The organism is Alloscardovia theropitheci (assembly GCF_004332295.1).
Classification (GTDB): Bacteria; Actinomycetota; Actinomycetes; order Actinomycetales; family Bifidobacteriaceae; genus Alloscardovia; species Alloscardovia theropitheci.
The window spans coordinates 1-23,305 of the sequence record NZ_RXLP01000017.1 but is presented as its reverse complement, the minus strand read 5'-3'; the positions used below and the strand labels follow the sequence as shown (position 1 = coordinate 23,305).

9 protein-coding genes and 1 pseudogene are annotated in these 23,305 nt (G+C 42.9%); 4 read left to right on the top strand and 6 right to left on the bottom strand.

From position 1 onward, the window contains the following. Positions 1–5: 5 nt before the first annotated feature. The 5 genes from EJ419_RS03385 to EJ419_RS03365 form a co-directional block, all read right to left on the bottom strand. A complete protein-coding gene (locus EJ419_RS03385; protein ID WP_131283625.1) occupies positions 6–1,013 on the bottom strand; it encodes an ABC transporter permease in 1,008 nt (335 codons plus the stop codon). 10 nt (positions 1,014–1,023) lie between these two features. Continuing rightward, positions 1,024–2,859: an alpha-glucosidase gene (locus EJ419_RS03380; RefSeq protein ID WP_131283623.1), complete on the bottom strand. Its 1,836-nt coding sequence runs from the start codon at positions 2,857–2,859 to the stop codon at positions 1,024–1,026. 304 nt (positions 2,860–3,163) lie between these two features. Beyond that, positions 3,164–6,337, bottom strand: a complete 3,174-nt coding sequence (locus EJ419_RS03375; protein WP_165496215.1) for a glucodextranase DOMON-like domain-containing protein — start codon at positions 6,335–6,337, stop codon at positions 3,164–3,166. Positions 6,338–6,777: 440 nt separating this feature from the next. After that, positions 6,778–10,218, bottom strand: coding sequence for a glucodextranase DOMON-like domain-containing protein (locus EJ419_RS03370; RefSeq protein ID WP_131283619.1), 3,441 nt, complete (start codon positions 10,216–10,218; stop codon positions 6,778–6,780). A 213-nt stretch (positions 10,219–10,431) separates the two neighbouring features. Then, positions 10,432–12,096 (bottom strand): type 2 periplasmic-binding domain-containing protein, encoded by a 1,665-nt coding sequence (locus EJ419_RS03365; protein ID WP_240680321.1) that lies wholly within the window; start codon positions 12,094–12,096, stop codon positions 10,432–10,434. Positions 12,097–12,473: 377 nt separating this feature from the next. On the opposite strand from EJ419_RS03365, the gene EJ419_RS03360 reads away from it, so the two are divergent. From EJ419_RS03360 to EJ419_RS03350, 3 genes are all read left to right on the top strand, one after another. Next, a complete protein-coding gene (locus EJ419_RS03360; RefSeq protein ID WP_131283615.1) occupies positions 12,474–13,493 on the top strand; it encodes a LacI family DNA-binding transcriptional regulator in 1,020 nt (339 codons plus the stop codon). Between the two features lie 1,884 nt (positions 13,494–15,377). Next, positions 15,378–16,358, top strand: a complete 981-nt coding sequence (locus EJ419_RS03355) for an Abi family protein (RefSeq protein ID WP_131283613.1) — start codon at positions 15,378–15,380, stop codon at positions 16,356–16,358. Between the two features lie 291 nt (positions 16,359–16,649). Beyond that, positions 16,650–17,303 carry a DUF4145 domain-containing protein gene (locus tag EJ419_RS03350; protein WP_131283611.1) on the top strand — a complete coding sequence of 218 codons (654 nt, stop codon included), beginning with the start codon at positions 16,650–16,652 and terminating at the stop codon, positions 17,301–17,303. Between the two features lie 503 nt (positions 17,304–17,806). On the opposite strand, the gene EJ419_RS03345 is transcribed toward EJ419_RS03350, so the two are convergent. Further along, positions 17,807–21,196 carry a glucodextranase DOMON-like domain-containing protein gene (locus EJ419_RS03345; protein ID WP_131283609.1) on the bottom strand — a complete coding sequence of 1,130 codons (3,390 nt, stop codon included), beginning with the start codon at positions 21,194–21,196 and terminating at the stop codon, positions 17,807–17,809. 1,892 nt (positions 21,197–23,088) lie between these two features. Here EJ419_RS03345 and EJ419_RS03340 point away from each other — a divergent pair. Then, positions 23,089–23,204 (top strand): annotated as a pseudogene (locus EJ419_RS03340) (IS30 family transposase); the annotation flags it as partial. Positions 23,205–23,305: the final 101 nt, after the last annotated feature.

Below are 23,305 nucleotides of genomic sequence, written 5' to 3'. Positions count from 1 at the left end.
TTCGCCTAGAACAAGCTCGTGTTCGAGACTTTCTTTGCAATCTGGTTTGCCATAATCAAGAAGATGAAGTTGACTACGGAATTGAACAAGCCAATTGCTGTCGAGTACGAGAACTGAGTCGACAAAATACCGATACGATACGTGTATGTCGAGATAACTTCCGAAGCTTGGATATTCAACGTATTTTGCATCAAGAAGATCTTCTCGAAGCCAACGCCCAATACCGAACCCATATTCATAATGAGCAAGATACCTGCCGTTGGAAGTAATGCAGGAATATCGACATAGCGGATAAGCTGCAAACGTCCAGCGCCATCAATTTTCGCTGCTTCATAGAGAGACGTATCCACTGATGCGAGCGCGGCAAGATATATAATGCAGTTCCATCCGCAGTGCTGCCAAATTTCACTCATCCAGTAAATCGGCGTAAACGCTGCCTGATTTCCCATCAAATTGATGGTTGGGAAAAGCTTCGCAATCAAACCAGAATCTGGAGACAGGAAGATGTTCAGCATCGACACCATAACAACTGTCGAGATAAAGTGAGGCATATATGTGATTGTCTGAACGAACTTCTTTGTCTTTTCTCCGCCAATTTGGTTGATGAGCAAAGCCAAGAAAATCGGCGCGATAAAGCCCATGACGAGAGTCCACATCGAGATGCGCAAGGTATTTCCGATAATGCGGAAGAACAGAGCATCGCGGAAGAACTTTTCGAAATATTCAAAGCCTACCCAATCGCCACCTGTTAGTCCCTTAAGCGGATCATAACGCCTAAAGGCAAGCTGTACACCATACATTGGTACATAACTGAACAAGATAACTAGGAACATTGCTGGCGAAACCATCAACCATAATTGCCAGTACAGGCGGAAATGGCGTGCAAGTCTCTTATACCATGGACCTAAACGCTTACGCCTATCTGCTTTTTCTTGAATTTCGCGCTTTTTGCGAGACTTATTCAACGCACGTAACTCTGCACGAGTCGGCTTCTTATACGCTGCCTGTGCCATTGTCTTCTCCTTATTTCACCTCATAGACGAAAGCAGTCCAAGGATTGAGAGACTTGGCGTTAATCTGTTCGATTACGCCTTGTGCACTGTCATTGGACAGAATCACCTTTGATTCGTGTAGACCATCACCATGTTCATCATTAGTATGGTCTGTATTGTTAAGCACTGCCGCCGTCTGAGTTGGAAGTGCTGCTAGCTCGCTACTGACGTTAATGACAACAACGAGTTCATGATCATCAAGAGTGCGTGTAAACGCATAGACTTGTTCATCGTCTATGTCCAATGCATTCCAATGACCATGTGAAACTATTGGGTTTGTATGACGAAGTGCGATGAGCTTTTGATAGAAGCTAAACACCGAATTTTCGTCATTTTGCTCAGCTTGAGCATTAATAGTGGCTTTATTCGCATTCACACCAAGCCATGGCTGAGTGTGTGCATCAGCAGATTCAAAACCAGCATAGATAGAATCATCCCACTGCATAGGCGTGCGAGAATTATCGCGTCCCATACGCTGAATGCTGTTCATCATCTCATCGCTGCTCAAGACTCCAGCGCCGACGAGTTGATGATACATATTAATAGATTCAAGATCTTCATACTGATCAAGACTCGTATAATCAGCGTTGGTCATGCCAAGCTCTTCACCTTGATAGATGTATGGAGTCCCCTGATGCATATGAAGAAGCAAACCAAGTGCTTTTGCCGAGCGTGTACGTGATTCTTCGCTCGAATCATCACCCCATCGAGAAACTACGCGAGGCTGATCATGATTGCAGAAGAACAATGAAGTCCAACCGCCCTCATCAATAATCTGCTCGTATCGAGCTTGAATCTTACGCAAGTCGCTGAGCTTCCAATCGGTAACACTCCACTTTCCTGCTGGACCATGCTGGTCAATGCCCATATGGTCGATAAGGAAGAGCATGTCCAGCTCTTTATTCTGAGGATTTGTTACGTGCGTAGCTCGCTCAGCACTAATGCCAGGCGCTTCGCCAACATTCAAATATCCATCTCGACCGTCAAAGACTTCTCGATGCATTTCTTGCAAAATTTCATCGAGATGAGGACCATCTGAGCAGTAGTCAAATGGACTATCGAAACCGTCTGGACCGGCTGGACGCTCAGGAATGAGCGAGCCAGCTATCCCTGGGAGACGTCCGTTTTCATCATAAGTCTTGGAAATGTATGAAATCACATCCATACGGAATCCATCAATGCCACGATCCATCCACCAATTCATCATCTGGTAGACTGCCTGACGCATAGCTGGATTTTCCCAATTAAGGTCAGGCTGCTTCACACTAAACTGATGGAAATAGTACTGTCCTCTCTCAGGAACCCACTGCCACGCCGACCCACCGAAGTAGGAGCCCCAATTATTTGGCTCGGCACCTGGTTGACCGCCGACGTGACCCGGCTTTGGATCTTCCCAAATATACCAATCAGTATACTTGGAATCGCCTGCGGCGGATGCTTTGAACCAATCGTGCTCGTCGGAGGTGTGATTGACCACCAAGTCCATGACCACTTTGAGGCCGAGTTCGTGCGCGCGCTTGAGGAGGGTGTCCATGTCGTCGAGCGTTCCGAACATTGGGTCGATATCTTGATAATCGGAGATATCGTAACCATTATCATCTTGCGGAGATTTGTATACAGGAGAGAGCCATACCACGTCTACCCCCAAAGATGCCAAGTATGGTAAGCGAGATGTAATTCCCGGTACATCTCCCATGCCGTCTCCATCGGAATCTTGGAATGAACGTGGATAGACCTGATACACTACCGCGTTTGACCACCACGGTAGCTCTCTGGAGTCTTTCTCCGTCACGTCATGTGTTGTCATTACTATCCTTCACCGTTGAACTTAAGAAACGTCCTTTTTTTCCTCTACGAAAATACTTTAAACTGTTTCTGAAATATATAGTAATCTTTTCGCAAATCTTGCGCAAGTTTTGCGCTCGGAATGTTGCGAAATTTTTTAAAATTTTTTTTAGAACGCCACCGAATGTTAATAATTCCAACGTTTCTAAGATAAGAAAACTCTTGCAAAAAACATGCGAATTTTAACGCAAGGTTCTTGCAAGAGTTTTGCAATTATTGCTACGGAGAACTTACACATATTATGTAAGTCTCTGTCGCGTTTATATTTATCGGGCTAACCCAACGTACGGCACAACTGCCCTACTTTTATTAAGGCTGAGGAATTGCGATTGAGTGCCATCCTTTTCGTAGCCGATAAAGATATCCAAGGCATTTGACCCAGAGGTATCCGTCGTAAACGGAGTGTGAGACATATAATCGCCTTTACCTCCGCCAAAACGATATTTCCCTAACCAATCTTCACCAGATGAAGCTTTATAATTCAAGCAATCAGTTGAATATACTGGTCGAATATTCCCTACACCTTCTGAGCTCTCCCCAGAGGAATACATGGATACTTGATACTTAGCCTCACGTATATTCATAAACCCAAAGACGCCTTTTGAAACGGAAGCAAGAATCGTAACTCCATCAGCAGAAATACGAACATCGCCTACTTTTTCCCCATTAGGTAAGTAGACGCCGGCTCCTTGCCTACCATCCACTACAATTGCATAATTCCACTTGCCTTTAGCATAGGTTTGAGTACCAGCACGCAGTGGAGTCTCTTCCTTATCACTCATCGCTTTATCGCGAAGATAAATATGTAATTGCTGGGCCGAGATGCCAACCCCTAACCAAGGATTAACTATTTGAGTTCGCAGCGTTGTCGCAAAATGATAGTCGCGAGAATCTTCATATACATCGAAATGAGTCATATCAAAGTTACCCGGAGCAAACATTTCAGATAATTTTGGATACGTGTAACTACCCGGACCATTATCGTCATAAAGAGCATCTGCCATATACCCAATTTTTTCATCCAAAACAGTAATGGTATAAATCTTCGATACCGTTTGCCCAGCGTATCCACGTGCTACCACACGAATATTATTATTCGTTTTATTTAAGTAAGCACCCGGCTTTAGCCAATATTCACCGTTATACAAGATTGGATCTCGCTGTATCCCGTTGACATACACAGACACACTCGACGCATGTCGCGCTTTACCTTTTACAGGTAGCAAGCGTGAGGTAACAACGGAACCATCTTGATAGTTATACAATGAAATCTCAGGATTTGCATTTGCATCATCCGAGCTATGGTCAATACTCCATCCGTTTTCAAACGAACTATCAATATCAACTCTACCTAGTGAACGAATGTCATTTTCACCTTTAGAAGTAACAGCCTTATTCCCTACATAGAAATCATGTATGATCAGACCGTTTCTCTGACCCGGATCTCCAAGGTAGCCCCTGATACCATTGACATCCGATGAAACTCGAAGCTTTGACCTCGAATGATCATCTTTGTACTGATGATTAAAAGCTTCGACATAGAAGCCATCGATCTTCACGTTCTTCATTGATCTTTGATTATCAATTCGCATAGCACAATTAAGTGCACCTTCAATATGGAAATTTTTGAATGTTATATTTTCCACCAGGAAGCGAGGCGATGGTGAACTAGTATCACCTGGGTAGAGATCTCCAGCAGAGTTAAGCACGCAAGTGTTTGACGCCCACCCCATGTCCATTCGAGAGTGAATGACATTGATATCTTCGACAGTTACGTTACTTATATCTCGCCCGGTCCATCCCCATTGGACGACAGGACCATTCTCATTCTTCCAAATTACTGCATCCTTAACTACAGCATCGGGATGATAAATTTTAATAACATCATCATTGGCATGGAAGAAGACGTGTTGCATATCAAATTTCTTGTACAGCTCAACACCGTCGCTTTGCCAGTACCAAGCACCCACCTGCTGATAGTTGCGAATCTTCGCTTCAAAACTATCTTCATTCCCATATACAACGAATGAATGATATGCAGGCTCTTTAAGCGTTACTCCCTGCAAAATAAGCTTTTGTTGTTCATTCGTTGAAGTAAATCTTAGAGCCTTCACACATGTACCATGACAGCCGTCAGGCTCTTTATCCTCATCTCTCCTGTCAAAATTATTCTTCGTGGACGCTTCATACACATATTGCTCGCCAGATAAAACACCGTAACCAGTTACTTTATAATTACGCTGACCATTATTGAAGAATAGTCCACCTTTAAGGAAAGCTCCTGGCTCAAAGTATATCCAGCGGACGTTTTTGCCCATATTATCTTTGAACTCAGCGTGGCGATGAGCTCCCATCCAGTGCACACCGCTCTTGAGATATATTATTTCGACATCGTCTGGAATATCCTTAGGGAATTCTCCTGCTTCAAGCTTCTTCATATTTGGGGAATCCCCGCGAGGTATATTTTCTTCTTCCCCATTCGTATTTCTCACTTCTGGCTGCGCAAAAATCATCATTGAATGACGCGGTTCAGTTTCGACATACCACTTATTCGTTTCAATCCGATATCGCACATCAGGCCGCGTAGACTTCCAGCTAATCGGATCCGTGCCATTCGTAGCCATAAATACGGGAGTTTGTTCTGGTTCAAAATCAACTGAGAACCGATAACCTGCCGCACTATAGGGAACTTTTACTGCAATCGTATGCTCATTGACATATTTTTTCTCAAAGTTTAAACTTTTCGGACGAATTGTAACGTCATTAGCGCTTGAAATCTTCTCCCCTGTATCCAATGAAACCTTAACCCATACATCATGCGAATACACGAAACTAGACCAGCTCATATTAAAGCCGTTTTCATATGCAAACTCCGCACCATCTTTATAAAAGCACCTTGGAAGTTCGCGTTCCTCACTTTGACATTTTGCTGAATTGTTATACAGCGGCTTTTCTTTGCCATTTCGTGGGATGGACAAATACGTGAACGAATTATGCCACCAAAAACTATCAGTATTGCGCACTTGTACCGAATAATGAGGAGATTCCCTCACTTGATCATCAGCTATTTCACTCACATCATTTTTTGTTGCTTGAGAACCATAATCCCACGTGACAGGTTCAGATTCTTTTGGCAATGACGTTATTTGATCTATTGCGGGCTTGTTTTCCTCTCCATATGCAGGCTTCACCGCCCACACTCCAGCTCCAGCCAAGGTAGCAAGCGCAACTGCGGCGGCTACGAAAGTTGCCACTGCTGTTCGTTTAAGGCAACCATGCTTGCTTAAGATACCGTAATCGCTCGCAATTTCTTGCATTCGATCACTGACACTATCCAATTTTCGTGTGGTATCAACCACATTCTTTGAGCTCAGGATTTCTTCCTCGAAATTATTCGAGCTCATCGTTGTAGAGGCAGCTCTGCCCATACGTTTATTCATTGAAACTCCCTTGTTTTCAATTTTTCTCTTGTATGAATAAATCATTCTTTCTCATGACCTCAAAAAATTAATGCCATAACCCTCCGTAAGAGTCACTTCGATGTTTCTCTTTACGGATTGAGTTATGGCATATTATGAGATTTTAAGAAAGAAAGAATAGTTTAGTGTGCTAGTTATCAAGTCCTTTCTCTTCTATGCTTTAACGGATAAATCTATGAAAGCTATGTATGTATAAAGTTTTAATAAGTTATACAATCCGGGAATTCTGTAATTCAATGCAAGCATTCTCGAGTTAGCAATTCCAAACCTGTAACTAAGCACGGATTTAGAATTGCTAACTGAGAATTATCACCCGGACTATCAGGAGTGTGAGAGCTCTCAAAAGTATTCGTAGAACTCTCACACTTCGTCTATTTCTTGAATTCTCGTTTCGGGAAAACTTACTTGGCCAACGTTACATAAGGAACGACGACCTGATCCTTATCGAGACTCATGATTTCTGTCTGTGTACCATTAGCCTTCTCATCGCCTACGAGGATATCGATTGCGTTAGAAGCGGTGGTATCAGTGATGAATGGGCTTTCGCTTTGGTATACACCCTTTGCACCACCGAAGCGATACTCGTGCAACCAGCTACCGGTGCAGCCTTCAGCAGTTCCCGCGAAGCAAGCTGCAGAGTACACTGGGCGTACGTTATCAACACCTTCTCCGCCTTCAGCAGAAGAGTAGAGCGAGACTTCGTACTGTGCAGAAGCAGCATCAATATCCTTGATAACTGACTTCTTAACTGTCACTGCCAGACGGTTACCGATAGCACTGATTTCAAGGTCACCTACCTTTGTTCCATCAGGTGCATATACGCCTGGGTTGTAGCGACCGTCAGCGATGATTGCATACTTCCATGCGCCCTTAACGTAGGTTTGTGTACCCTTGCGAAGTGGTACTACAGCATCGTCAGTTGCCTTTCCATCGCGAAGATAGATATTGAGCTGCTGAGTTGAGATGCCGTTGCCACCCCATGGGTTATTGATTTCAGTCGCCAGTGAGGTTACGAAGTTGTAGCTGTCGCCATCATCATAGGCATCGAAATTGGTCATATCGAAGTTACCTTCAGCAAATGCACCGTTAGTTGGATACGTGTATGATCCTGGACCATTATCGTCACCCTTAGCATCTGCAATGCTTCCCATCTTGTTGCCGAATGCTGTCAAAGCGATGTACTTTGCGGACTTTACGCCTGTCTCACTTTGAGCCAAGATGCGTACAGAGTTGCTGACTCGATCAAGATGAATAGTTGCTTCGAACTTTCCATCAGCACTGACTTTTCCAGGAACTTCCTTACCGTTGACATCAATAGTGACGGACTTTGCATCCTTGACACTACCCTTCAAGGTCAAATCACGGGATTCAACAGTTTGTCCATTCGTATGACTGTCGACAGTAATTTCAGGCTTCTTACCGGTTGCCTCGCCATCATAGCCAACTGTCCATTGCCCTTCCAAAGAAGGATCGAATGCGAGACGTCCGAGTTGGTCGCCCTGCCAGTTTTCATCAGCGAAACTGATTCCCTGACCCTTGACATAGTAGTTGCGAATGATAAGACCGTTTGCCGTATCCTTATCGCCGAAAGTACCATACTTGCCATCCCAGCTCTTTGCCATCTTCAAAGTAGACTGCTGGAGATCTTGGCGCTGTCCTGTCCAATCATCGACATAGAAGCCGTCAATTGTCACGTTCTTCATGGAACCCTGATTGTCGATACGAATACCACAGTTCAATGTACCTTCAACGCGAGTATTCTTGAATGTCATATTCTGTACCCAGTAATTAGGCGCAGGGCTTTCCTTGTGAGATCCGCCCCACAGATCGCCTGCAGAGTTGAATACGCACATATTGCTATTTCCGCCCCAGTACATACGAGAGTGGATAATTTCCGTATTCTCTACATGTACGTTGTTAATATTGCGGCCAACCCAACCCCACTGGAAGATAGGACCATTCTCATTCTTCCAAATAACAACATTCTTAGACTTTACATTGTCATGATAAAGCTTAATAACATCATCATTTGCGTGGAAGAAGGTATCTCGCATAGTAGAACCAGTATGCAAATCAAGACCATCGGTCTGCCAGTACCATGCACCCACCTGCTGGTAGTTTCGAATATCCATGGAGAATGTTTCTTCGCTACCCATAGGGCGAACCTTAGCTTCTTCTGCATCCTTTGGAACGTATGCATAGTGAGCATAAGAGTGGTATGAAGGTTCCTTGACAGTCAAACCTTGAAGATCAAGCTTTTGCTGAATAGCATCAGAAGTAAAGAGCATTGGCTTTACGCACGAGTTCCAGCACTGATCATCTTTATCTGGACGATGGTTGAAACCATTAGTCGTAGAAGTTTCATAACCATACTGTTCGGTAGACAATACACCATAACCAGTGAGCTTATAGTTCGTATACTTTGGATTACCAGTAAACTTCAAAGCACCCTTGAGATAAGCACCCGGCTCGAAGTATACCCAGCGAACGCTAGGACCAAACTCTGCTTGACGCTTTGAACCCATCCAGTGAGAACCAGACTTTAGATAAATGATTTCAACGTCATCAGCAATTGTCTTAGGGAATTCGCCAGGCTCAAGCACAAGCATTTTACCATCTTGAGCAGTAGGAATCGTTGCCTTGCCTTCATCTGTTCCTTCAACCTTTGGCTGAGCGAACACCATCATAGAATTGCGTGGTTCAGTTTCGATATAATCCTTCGCATTCTTGAGCTGATCATCTTTATCTGCAGCTGTAGAGAACTCAGTTACAGCACCACCAGCACCATTAGCAAATACCTTAGTCTGCTCAGAAGCAAATTCTACTGAGAAACGGTATCCACCCTGATTAAACGGTACTTTTACAGCGATAGTATGATCGTCAACCATCTTCTTTTCAAACTTCAAAGAAGTTGGACGAATGGTTACATCATCAGCACTTGAAATCTTTGCACCGGTATTCAAAGAAACATTTACCCACACATCCTTGGAATACACGAAGCTAGACCAGCTCATAGTAAAGCCGTTTTCCGCTGCGAATTCAGCACCATCAGTACCGTTATAGCCAACCTTTCCAAGACCACCGCGAGGAATGGAAAGATATGTGAATGAATCGAGCTTCTTGTCACTTGATACATTTCCTACCTTGACAGAATAGAATGGCGATTCACGAACTTGGTTGTCCTTCAATGCATTCTTTGAATCCTTGATAGCATCAGCACCATAGCCCCATACGACTGGCTGATCTGAGTCGTTATGCTGTGGCTTAGTTTCATCTGCAGGCTTGCTTGGATTTGGCTTAGTAGTTTTATCCGGATTTACCGGAACGGTCTGCTTGCCAGAATTATTGTTGCCTGGTCGTGATGGCTGAGCAGGCTGTGCAGGCGTATTACGAGTCGGATTAGAATTGCTTGCACCACGTGAGCGTGAATTACGCATCTGTGTACGAGTGCGTGGGCGAGCAGGAGCGCTTTGTGAAGCCGCACCTTGATTTTGCGAACCCTGATTCTGTGAATTCTGTGCTGGTTGCGCTACATCTTTCTTAGCCTCAGATGAGGTATCGGACTTCTTCTCAGTTTGAGTAGAAGTTTGTGGATTTCTTTTTGCACTATCAGCAGTACGTTTTGAACGCGATGACTGCGATTGCGACTGAGCTTCAGTCTTCTGCGTTTGCGATGTCGTTGTCTCATTGTCATGAGATCCGCGATAAGCAGAGCTAATTCCCCAAATTGCAGTACCAGCAAGAGTTGCTACAGCTACTGCAGAAGCGGTAAGGACGATAATTCCCCTACGCTTTGAGTCCTCTACTCCGTTAGTGGCATCATTGCCATTGACGTCGGTCATGGAAACTCCTCAATGTTTCATTTCTTCTCTTGAATAAAATTAATTAACAATTATTAAAGGTTTAATGGTTCAAACTATGCCATAATCCTTCCTATCGAGCTAGCGGTAAAGGAGCATCTATGTGCGACTAGCCTTTTAGGTCGGATTATGGCATTTAATGAGATTTTAAGAAAGAAAGAATAGTGATAGTTTTTATGTCTCTATAAGCTCTCCTTAATGTTGCGCGCCGACGAGTGTATTCAAATCAACACCAAGCTTTTCCATGCGAGCCTTGTAGCTGTCATAGATTTCCTGCTGGATCTTGATATCTTCTTCAAGCTTGTTGTCCTTGAGCTGCTGCTGGTATGCGTCCCAATCCTTTTCGACACCACCTTCAGTAACCCACTTTGCGAAGTTTGCCATAGACATCTGGTTCAAACCAGTTGCATTAGCAGTAATGGTTTCCTGCTGCTTTTGGGTAATTGGCATGTTCGAGTAGAGAACATCGGTATTCATGTTCATGTTTGCATAGTTTTCTGCATAAACTGCATCGACTACACCTACACCGGTTTCCTTCTCATCGTTCTCGTTGTATACCTTCATTGAACGAGACAAGTAAACAGGAGCACCATCAGCGAGTGCGTGGCTGAACATCCAGTCACCAGCATTCTTAGTCTTATCAGCTGGCTTCAAAACGGTGTAATCATTCTCACCGTTCTTCTTGACACATTCACCGAATTCACCGTAAGTCATCTGAACAGACATATCTGGGCTGTAGAATGCATCTACAAGCTTCAAAGTAGCTTCAGGATTTGCAGGGTTTGCCTTAACAACTGCCTTGTTTGCCTGATACTTCAAATCATCACCATTGAAGGTCCATACTGTCTTCTCAGTTTGATCTGCAGAAGCCTTCAATGTAGGAAGAGTAATGTACTGATCGCCCAAAGCGTTGCCGAAGAGATCGGATGGAGTCCACATGATAGAAGATCCAACGATTGCTGTCTTCTGATCATTCTTTGCTGTACCAGTGTACTGTGACCAATCGTGGGTGAAGATGTCCTTAGACATTACGCCATCATCCCACAAGCGGTGCAAGAACTGAATTGTGGTCTTCCAACGCTCATCTTGCAAGTAGTTCTTAACTACTCCATCCTTAGCATACATACCAATGGTTCCGCCAGCTGAGGAAGACAGAGGAATACCGAGGGAAGTAACGAATACGTTCATGGAGAACATACCGAATCCATCAGTTCCAGCAGCATTCAAATCCAAAGGAATTTCATCCTGCTTGCCGTTACCGTTAGGATCACCAGTCTTGAATGCCTTCAAAGCTGCTTCATACTCATCCCAAGTAGTTGGAACTGGAAGACCGAGCTTATCAAGCCATGTCTTGTTAATGAAGAGGTGGTTAGAAGAGTTGGATTCACGGGTAGGCGCGATGTTTGGCGAGCCCTGAATCTTACCATCAGCCTGGGTAGATACTACCTGGCCATATGGCTCTTCCTTGAAAGCCTTAGAAAGGTTTGGCATATCCTTCAAGTGTGGAGTCAAATCCATAAAGAGGCTGCTGTATTGAGCAATATCACTTGTGCCGTATCCACCGATGGTTACGTCAGCAATATCGCCAGCTGCAAGCTGTGCACCCTTTGCTTGACCCCAAGAATTTGCTGCAGTTTCCTGCCACTGAATCTTGCAATCGCAAGCCTTTTCGAGGTCCTTGACCCAACCGAGCTTGTCCATCTTACCCAAACGGGCATCCTTGACAACCTGAACCTTAACGATTGGCTTGCCATCTGCCGTCTTGGTTGCATTTGCGCCGTTTGCGCTGCAACCAGCCATACCGAGAACCGCTACGCAACCTGCTGCAATCACAACGGTAGCGCCAGAACGCTTCTTCATAATTTTCTCCTTATTTCATCATTGAACACCATAATGAGAAAGTCGTGCAGTCTCCCGCGACCTCATTTCTTTCTTTTATGATGTAAATAACAATACCACATTTCGCAAATTTTGCGCAACTTTTACGTAAATATTTTCTAGAAATTTCGTAAGGTTTACGAGAAAGCGCTAAATTATTGGGCTTCCGGCACGACAATTATTTCGAAAATTGCGTTTCTTTCGGCGTTTCTTTATGCAAACTACGCAAACTCTTACTATAAATATTGCGTTGTCATCTTAAACGCAAAACTTTTTACGCAAAATTTGCGTAACTTTTTGCAAAGGTATAGAGTGGTGGTAGAAGATTATCGCTTTCGTGGAAAATAGAGAGGGCACCCATGAAAACACTTGCAGATATTGCGCAAAAAGTTGGCGTAAGCCAAGCGACAGTATCACGCGTTATTAACGGTAAACCTGGCGTTTCAGAGGAGACACGTCAAACTGTGATGGAGGCCATGCAATCTTTAGGCATGCCAAGAAGCGAGGCAACGCGCACTACAACGCATGAAGTTGCACTCGTTACTCCTGATCTGAATAATCCGATTTTCCCAGCGTTTACTACCGCAATTGTTACTCAGCTAGCGCAACGTAATGTACTGCCACTGCTGTGCACCTATACATTGGGGGGTGCAACGGAAAACTCATTGCTCACTATGGTAATGAATCGGCAAATCGACGGCATCATATTTATCGCTGGAAATTATGACACACGTCACGGCGATTTTTCCATGTATAATCTACTGGACGAACGCCGGATTCCAAAAGTTTTCATTAACGAAGCAGATTCAAGTGTCAAGGGCACTGTAGTTCGCACTGATGATGCTCTTGGATGCGATATGGCAATGAAACTTTTCATGAGTCAAGGCCATCGTCGAGTCGCTTTACTCATGGGCGACCCAAACCACTACCCTTCTATCATGAAGTATCAGGCAGCACTTCGTTTTGCTGAAAACAACAACATCGAAATCGTTGACACCATTTGGACGACATACGGTTTCGAATCCGGCCATGATGCAGCAATTAAACTCGCAGAGAACGGCGTTACTGCGCTGCTGTGTGCAAGCGATTCTCTTGCGCTTGGAGCAATCAAAGCGCTCAATGCTAGAGGAATGCGCGTGCCTGACGATATCTCCGTAATCGGTTATGACGATTCGCCGCAGCTCGGATACATTCGTCCGGGTCTGACCACTCTTCGCCAGCCAGTCGAAAGCATCGCACGCTCTGCTGTTACGTCACTCTATGCCATGATGAACGATGATTCGCTTATCGGGCAGCATCGCGTGGTTACTTTTGACCCAGAACTCGTCGTGCGCGGCTCGACGGGGTTGTGCCGCGATTTGCTGCTCAAGCATGCGTAATGCATAACAATTGGTAGCAATGCGGGCAGCGCCCCGTACGATCTTCACATCGCACGGGGCGTCACTGTTTGGTATTCACATTACTCAGTGATGCCCTGCGTGATATGAATACCAAACAGCGCATCACTGCGTAATATACCTTGCATAGCATTTACAATTACAACTCCGCGCGGGGTTACAAACGATAAGGCTTTCGGATGACGAATGCTTAAGAGAGAAATATCTTCGACTAGGATTAATTTTCTAGCCGGAGATTTTTATATGCATTTTGGGCATTTCGGTACATCTTTAGCACCTAACGTATGCGCATATCTGCTTAAAGCTATTTGCGCGAATTTTTCTGCACCTATCTAACTGCGATAATTTTCCTCCCGACTCGATATTTATAACCTTTTGGGCATTTCGGTACCAATTTCGGATTAAAAAGATACTTTCTGCTCTCATTTGTGACCCGTTTTGCCCAAAAGATGGTAAAACCGGGTATCATCGCTCATTTTTCATTCTCATTTCATTCTCACGATTGCGCGCAAATAATTCCCTCCTCACTTATCGCGTCGAGCGCTTTTCATTGCCACCCCAAATAAATCGCGCTATAATACATTGCAAGAGAAGAGTTTTAAGCAATCATTACGTTATATTTGTTCGTTGCTATATTTATTTACTTAATTCTTTCCTCTTACCCCACAAATAATTCACACACTTCATTGGAGAAGATCATGAAAGGAAAAAAATAGGCGCGATAAGTGCCGCTCTCATAGTGCTCACTCTGACCATACCGCAAACGGCTAGCGCTTCGCAAATAATTAATGGTTACGAAGTGCAGCCACACGCTGGGCTCACAATCGAAGGTAATAATATAACGTTCGATTTAAGCCAGTACAACATAGACGGTAACTACTTTCTCATCCAAGAAGATTTATCCGTTCTATCATGCGTAGGAACGAGTAAAGATAATCTTACCGATTGCCACATCGCTTGAGATAACGTTGTACAGTGTAAAACATGTAGTGGTGTGCAAGAATTGAAGTGGTGAGGAGTTGCTAGACTGGTTTGATTCCGTCTCACAATTCGAGGTACGTCAGTAACCTACTGAATTTAGAATCTTAAGTCATTCATAGATTCGTTTTGCACTGTGCCAGCCTATGTATCCGTTAACAGTTTCTTTTAGACGACTAAACAGTGGCTAACACATATCAGTAACCATGCATCCATATATATCGGGCTTATTCCATCTCACAATAATTTATCTATACAGAAAGAGAAAAACTTCATAAATAATCCAATTACACAATAATCATGCTCTCTGTGCTGAGAATGTATATACGCAGACAACCATAACTCATTACCTCAGTCATCTATACGAGTCTAAATTCAAACTTTCTAAACTCAAACAGAGCAGAATTGTTACTAAGCCGTAGCTAATTTAGATAAGTAGGTAAAATAAAAATATATTTGGTGACGCGAATAGTGTCGCACGAACAGTATTTGACCTTTTTTAAACGAAATAAATTTGTCAGGATATATTCGCACTCTTCAACAAGCTCATACGGACGATATCCATCTAAAGCGAATAAAGAGCTAATCCATGTAATCTATCTCAGTACTATATAGAATATTGTATGCAGGCACAAAAATGAAACAGACCATCGATTAGCATGCTTGCTCCTGTTATTAGCCCGTAAGACAGCATAAGACCAAGCATGCATAATACTACTAAAAGAGATACTTTATGTTATATACTCTCTAAAGACAAACAAACCATGAACGAAAGCGCACTTGGCGTGTCTAAAAAACTAAATGATACGATAGAAATGTGATTAAGCCGGGCGGTGTCCGGTTCGTTAGAGCCACTCTAGAGCAAGTAACTTGTATAGAGTGGCTCTAATGCATAAAGAAAAGGGGGCAATGATGCATAAACCTTTCACGACAACAGAACAACAGATACAAATATTAAAAAGACGGAACATAAAATTCAGTAACGAAGGTATAGCTAAACGCAGGCTCCAACGAGAAGGCTACTACAGCATCATCAATGGCTATAAGGATCCTTTTCTAGTAAACGAAAGTGCTAATGCAAAAGAAGATAAATTCAAAGAAGGAACAGAATTCGAAGATATCTATCAATTATTTAAATTTGATAGAGAACTACGAAGTACGATATTCATAGCTACTACAAAAGCAGAAGCAGTTTTACGAACAACATGTGCATACCACTTTACTAAAAAATATCCGAATATAAAAAACGCATATCTTGACAGCAGCTACTACAATCCAAAAGCAAAAGTACATGGATTAATAGCTGATTTCCATCGCATAATTGCTAATAATAGTCCCGCCACAAAGCACCCAGAAAGAATAAAATCCTACATACAGCATTGCATCACTAGGCACGACGGAGAAGTCCCACTCTGGGTTCTGTCAAACAATCTAACTTTAGGCCAAACAACATGGTTCTTCAAGTCACAAACAAAAGATGTTAGAGGTGAAATCGCTCAGACATATACGAAGCTCTATAATCAATCCCACAAGACGCCGATAACCATAGATTCCAAAAAGCTTGATTCGGTTTATACACGAATAAGAGAATTCAGAAATATATGTGCACATGACGAACGACTCTATTGTGCTCAACCATTAACTGCAAACGAAAAAGTATTCCAACTTATTAAAGATTTTAATTTAATTATTGACAAGTCAGAATACTTAGAATTTCTTAAAAAGATAGAAGCATTACTCACTAACCTGTGCAAGAAAACATCCAAAAATCCATACTGTTTTAATCATGTTCTCAAGCAAATGGGAATAGATAATATGGACAACTACAAACAATGGTATGAAAAGGCGAGAGAACCTAAAAAACACTAATGTCACACACACGTTCCCTTGCGAATATCCATCAATTATGTGCGGATGCATTATCACAACAGCAGTGCAACACCTTACCCGTTACACATCTCAACCATGTAAACACGCATCAGACAATGTTAGTCTCTTTCGTATTTAATATCAAAGTTGTAAGTTAACCAAAATTGCGCCCACATCTCCCAGCATAATAAAATGAAACATTTATCATAGTAGTTAAGCCATTCGGGAAAATGAGTAGTTTACTTTTTCTCAGCTCATTTCATTACTCGTGTTAAAAGGTACAATAAAGGTATGGTAACAAGAATATGCTGGACATGTAGAACAGCATCACATATGACACAATATGCGCCTGCCTACAAGATTGAAACAGATGAACAAAACGTTCGGATAGTTGCATGCAAGTGCGATAACTGTAATGCACCAAATATTGCAGTTACTGAACCGCTAGTCCCCGAGTACGACTATTCATTCTCTGCTCCAGATTTTATAGAAGCAGGAGGAATCCGAATAATTCAATGGTATCCCGATTTCCCATATGGAAAAGAGTATAAAAATGTGCCTGAAGCTATATCAAGCGCAGCTAGCGAAGCATACTCCTGCTTTAGCATTAGAAGCTATAGAGCCTGTATACTCATGGCGAGAAGTGCACTTGAGGCAATATGTAAACAGCACCACATCGAAAAGGGAAGCCTTGCGAATAAAATCGAGAAGCTCTCACAGGAAACAAACATGTCGTCACTCGTTACTGAACAAGCAAATGAGATACGTTACTTTGGGAACGAAATGGCGCATGGAGATTTCACCCAGCCAGTAGACGAAGACGATGCCAAAGATATTCTTGATCTCATGGATATTATTATCGACTATGTCTATCAGCAACCAGAACAACTTGCAGCGTTAAAAGAGCGAAGACTCCAGAGAAAAGAACACAACGAGGAAACATAGTTCCTAGTACGTATGGACAACACCCACTAACAAATAGCAGCGGGACAATATCTGAATCTATTCCCCCTATACCCCAATGCCTACCGCATGAGCAACCTTACTAAGGTTCTATATCCGCATAAAGAACACTACAAGTTAACACAGTAAAAAGGAGCTGTGTGGGAAAAGACTCATTTTCTCACACAGCTCCTTTTGTGTTTGCTATCAGCCTCCGACTTTTACTTTCATTACTTGGATTTAGAGCTTGCTTTACAGGTACACTCATACCTCAGATTTCGAGCTTTATTTCAAAACGAATCTTCTGCAATTACCCTTTAGCTCTTTAGTCTTATCCATATGCGCCTATTTTCTGCTCGACTCAATATTTGTAACCTTTTGGGCATTTCGGCACCATTTTCAGCTCGAAATACCCAGTCGCGTTCTCAATTATGACCCGTTTTACCCAAAAGATGATAAATCGAGGCAATTTCACCCAACTGAACCCAGCGAAATATTCTAAGCTCCTACCTCTCCAGCTTCAGATATGGGAAGAGAACTTTATCATGATCCAAACTCATAATTTCAGCTTGCGTACCGTTTCGCTTCTCATTACCGACAAAAATATCCAGCGCGTTCGAAGCCGTATGATCGGTATTGTATGGGTTATCGTGCAAATAATTACCCTTTGCCCCACAAAAGCGATAGTACTTAAGCCATCCGTTATCGCACCCCTCTGCTCGACCAGCTACACATTCTGCAGAAAAGATTGGGCGAATATTTCCTAGGCCAGCATCACTCTCCACTGACGAATACATCGATACCTGATATTTGGCATCCTTCACATCAAATTTACCCAAGACCGTCTTAGCGACACGAGCAGTAAGTCGTTTGCCCTGTACTGCTATCTCAATATCGCCAATTTTCTTCCCCTGCGCATCATACACTCCTGGGTTAAAACGACCATCAACGACAATGACGTAATTCCAAGCGCCTTGGACATACGATTGCGTTCCCTCACGTAGCGGCACGATACCCGTATCAACAGCCTCACCATCGCGCAAATAAATATTGAGCTGCTGAGTCGAGATACCGTTACCATTCCAAGGATTCGTAATATCTGTGGCCATGGTCGTTGTGAAGTCGTAATGGTCTCCATCAGCGTAAGCTGTGAACTCGGTCATATCAAAGTTGCCTTTGGTAAACGCCGAGTCAAGCGGATACTCGTACGAGCCTGGACCGTTGTCATCGCCCTCTCTGTCAGTCATTGAGCCGAGCTTTTCTCCATAGGAAACGAGAGTGAGAACCTTCTGAGCATTTTCCCCTAGTACGTTCGTCGCTACAACTCGTACAGAATTATTGGTACGCGCAAAATGTACGCGAGCTGAGAATTTTCCATCTGCAATAACTGCTGGAATTGCTTCACCGTTAACGATAACTGTGACATTCCGCGCACCGCTAACCGTTCCTTGAATCGTCACGTTTCGCGAATCGACTACCTGTCCATCGCCTAAGCCGCTAACTTCTACAGTTGGCTTGGTCGCAACGCTCTTATCGTAATCCACGCTCCATTTGCCCCACAAAGAAGCATCGAAGTTCAATCGACCGAGCTGATCAGCCTGCCAGTTGCCATCGTCAAGGCTAATTCCTTGACCACCAACGAAATAATTTCGAATAGTTAATCCGTTACTATGCTCGTCGCCGAATTGCCCTTTTTGCCCAAAACGGTTTGAAGCCATGGTCAGTCTTGAACGTTGCAAATCTTTGCTCTGCCCATTCCATTTATCCACATAGAAACCGTCAATGGTAATGTTCTTGGCGGAACCTTGATTATCAATGTTTATACCACAGTTCAGCGCACCCTCGACTCGCGTATTTTTGAAAGTCATATTCTGGACGAGCCAGTTCGGCGATGGGCTTTCCTCGTGAGAGCCACCCCACAAGTCCCCTGCAGAGTTAAAGACACCGGAGTTCGAATTACCACCCCAATACATGCGGTTATGGATGATGTCTGTGTTTTCGACGCGAACATTATTGATATTTCGACCGACCCAACCCCATTGGAAGACAGGGCCATTCTCGTTCTTCCAAATGACGGTATTTTTCGCGGTAACATCATCATGGTAGAGCTTGACGGCATCATCATTTGCATGAATGAAGGTGTTCTTCATGGTCGAGCCTTTATACAGCTCGAGACCGTCGGTTTGCCAGTACCATGCGCCGACTTGCTGGTAATTTCGCACATCGAGAGCAAAATCATCGTAACCGTATTGCACAAAAGAGTGATATGACGGCTCTTTTACCGTAATACCTTGAAGATCAAGCTTTTGAGGAACGTTTTCTGAAGAGAAACGCATTGGCTTCACACACGAATCCCAGCAATTGTTATCACTGTCTGGTCGGTGAGTAAAACCGTGGGTTGTAGACGTTTCATAACCGTACTGCTCAGTGGAGAGTACACCATAACCAGTTATTTTGTAATTCGTCACGTCACGATTTCCCTCAAATTTGAGCGCGCCTTTAAGATATGCTCCCGGTTCGAAATACACCCAACGCACACTTGCAGGAAACTCTGCTTGACGTTTCGCGCCCATCCAATGAACGCCAGCTTTAAGATAAATGATTTCGATATCATCAGCAATAGTCTTCGGGAACTCGCCTGGTTCGACAGTAAGAGTCTTACCAGAGGTTTCAGTTGGAATGGTCTTCGCACCTTCCTCAGTGCCCTTGACTTCTGGCTGCGCGAAAATCATCATGGAATTTCGAGGTTCGGTTTCGATGTAATCGTGAGCATTAGCCAGCTGTTCGTCTTTGTTCGATGCCGTTGAATATTTCGTCACCGCACCGCCAGCACCGTTTGCATACACATCGGTTTGCTCCGGAGCAAATTCTACAGAGAAACGATAACCGTCCGCGCTAAACGGGATCTTAATAGCAATAGTATGGTCGTTAACCAGTTTCTTCTGGAAATTAAGAGTCGTAGGGCGAATCGTTACATCGTCTACGCTCGAAATCTTCGCACCCGTATCGAGTGAAACATTAACCCACACATCATGCGAATACACAAAGCTAGACCAACTCATCGTAAAACCGTTATCCGCTGCAAATTCAGCGCCATCATCGCTAGTGTAGCCAACTTTGCCAAGACCGCCGCGAGGGATAGAAAGGTATGTGAAGGAGTCGAAAGACTGAGGAGTCTTGGTCTTGTCGTCTGTCGACGCATCGTTTCGCACCTGTACCGAATAGAACGGCGACTGGCGCACTTGATCATCAGCGAGCGTGTTTTGTGCATCTTTGACCGCGTGAGAGCCGTAATTCCAGACGACAGGGTCTGCTGGGGATGTTGAAGCTGCGGAGTCGGTCTTCTCATCGTCAGTTTTTGGGTCTTGCGATTGCTGCTCATGCTTTTCTGGCTGACTCTTATCCGAATCCGAACTCGTGTGAGAGCTTGATGAATCAGAATGGTTGCTAGTATCACCTTGAGTTTGAGAGTGGTGAGAGCGATCTGAGTTGCTGCCAGAAGTATCTGCTGAGCTATTCGAATTATTTGAGCGATTTGAACTGCCCGAACCTTGCGATTTCTCGCTTTGAGTAGCATCTGCAGACGAGGAATCTTGTGCACTGTCAGCTTGTGGTGAGCTTGGAACAGGATCAGTATGTTCGGTATTCGTTGGGCTCGAATTATCGTGAGTACTCTGATTATTCTGAACTGCAGATGAAGACTGGTACTGAGTGGTACTAGTTACCGTACCATCTGCAGACGTGCTAGCAGAATCATTCGTTGAATTAATCGCGCTTATCCCCCATATAGCTGTCCCAGCCAAGATAGCAACAGCTACAACTGCTGCAAGCACAATTAATATAATCTTCCTTTTTTCCTTCTTTCTGACTATAGAATCATCAGAAATATGTGTCATTCGTCTCTCCCTAAGAAAGTTATTCCCTCTCTACAAAATGAACCCCTCTATTAAAACATGAATGCATGTCTTGCAAAACGACTGCAAGACATGCAATACAGATGGAGTATGGTGTTAGCGCGGTAATCTCGCGCGTGTTTGCTTGAGGGAGTGGATGGAGTTATCAAGAGGAATTATCAAGAAATACAATTTTTTATTCCTATGGATGAAATTTTTATCGGTTTCGGATAGTTAGATTGTTTCAGTGGGTTTACTCGCATAGCTACAGTTTGTTTATGTACCAAGAACTCTACTTGGAGAATGCTCCACATTATGCAATCGAATTTTCAAAGATGCTACATTTTCAGACTCCGGTACTCGTTAAACATAGTATCTGTCATGTAACCGAGTAAAGTAAACAAAAGAGTGGGTTATAAAAAGCATCTCTTTATTGAATGATTTTATAACTCATTTTCTAACTACCCAGAATATTTTTTAATGCATATTTTTGAGATTAGGTACAAGAGTGAGAAGAAAACAATGAAAGATAAACTGTCTAAGCAAGTATCCCGTTTCTGTATGTGGATTAAAGGGAATATATATTTGTTTGTTACAATTCTTTTCTCAACACTTATCGATATATTCTTTGTATTTTTACTATTTACCCAGAAACTGGTTCCACTTCTTAAGTCAGTGGATATTTATTTTCGCGTATGGATACCTTTCATTATTCCTCTCATATGGTCCATAATTATGATTTGTCTCGATAGAGTGTTTCAAGTCAATTGGAGCAAACACAAAGGTAGTCATGAAAATTCCGCACTAGCAATTAGAGGAGCCACCATTGTCATGTATTGGATGTTCTGTAGTAGTTACCTTCAAGCTGTTGCTCACGCTTCCAAGATAGAACAATCACCAAAGATTTCCCTACTCTTATCAATAATTTCTCTACTCTTGACTTTAATCTCGTTCTGTTATTCCGTAAAGGTTTTTTTAAAATTATTACAAATAAGCGTTATCCCCTTGATCATAGGTTTACTTATTTTCCTTTTTCTAGGGACTGTTAACACTAACTCTACCGAGATGGTTGCCGCATTGGTCGCATTGAGCACTTTCACATTAACCTTCGATAATTTAGTACTATTAGTTTCAAAAATTACCTCATTAACGATAAAAGAAACTCCACTCAATAGAGCGAAACTAGTACAGGTGAGATTCAGTATATTATTATACGAAATTTGTTTATTTTTTACACTAGCCCTAGAAGAGAGGTATCACATATGCCTACCTACCATTGAATTACAAGATCAAGTTCCAATGAATTTGAATGATAGCTTAATCCTACAGGGTCTAATCAAAATATTCCCTGCTACGCTTTTATTCATTATTATCATAACTTTGCTTGGTGTACCAAAATCTAAAAAATTGTTGGCCGATGCTATAAGGAAAATCTTCACGATAAACTAAAGAATGGTTTCATCTTTTAGATTAGTAAAGTAATCCCTTGTTTATAGTAAGAGTAACAACACTCAAGCTATTATATTCGTTAAATGATACTTCTAACCTACTCGACTCAACCCTATTTAGGTATAATAAACACTATTGCTGACTAATGTTGTCACACAACGAATCTGTGACAACATTAGTCAGCAATAGTAAGAACAAATCTATGACTATTCTGATGTTCTTACTTCGAGTCATATGATATTGTCTCTAACTTATCTCTGCGAATTTAATCTTAACTATGAATGAATCTACTACCTATTTGATATCCCCCTACTTGTAAACTGTTCCCCGTTTTTTGGAGGTGGGAATAGGAGACCTCCGTGAACGTAGATAGTAAGAGTGTGAGACGGCAGGCTTTCAGCTTGTTTGCTCAAGGATATGGGTATAAATATGTTGCTCGCGTGCTTGATATGAGTGTTTATTCGGAAGATTACTTGGATACTGTAGCAGAAGAACTTAACGATCGGCCCCGTAAACCCTAGGGTGGAAGCGTCCTATCGAGAAAATACTCGAACTCATTAATGAACATAAAAAAACACCATGTACTGCTAAAATAAAACCACACAAAAGTAAGCAATGTTGCAACCACCACTAGAAACCACCCCACCCCAGTCAGTAAAGTCC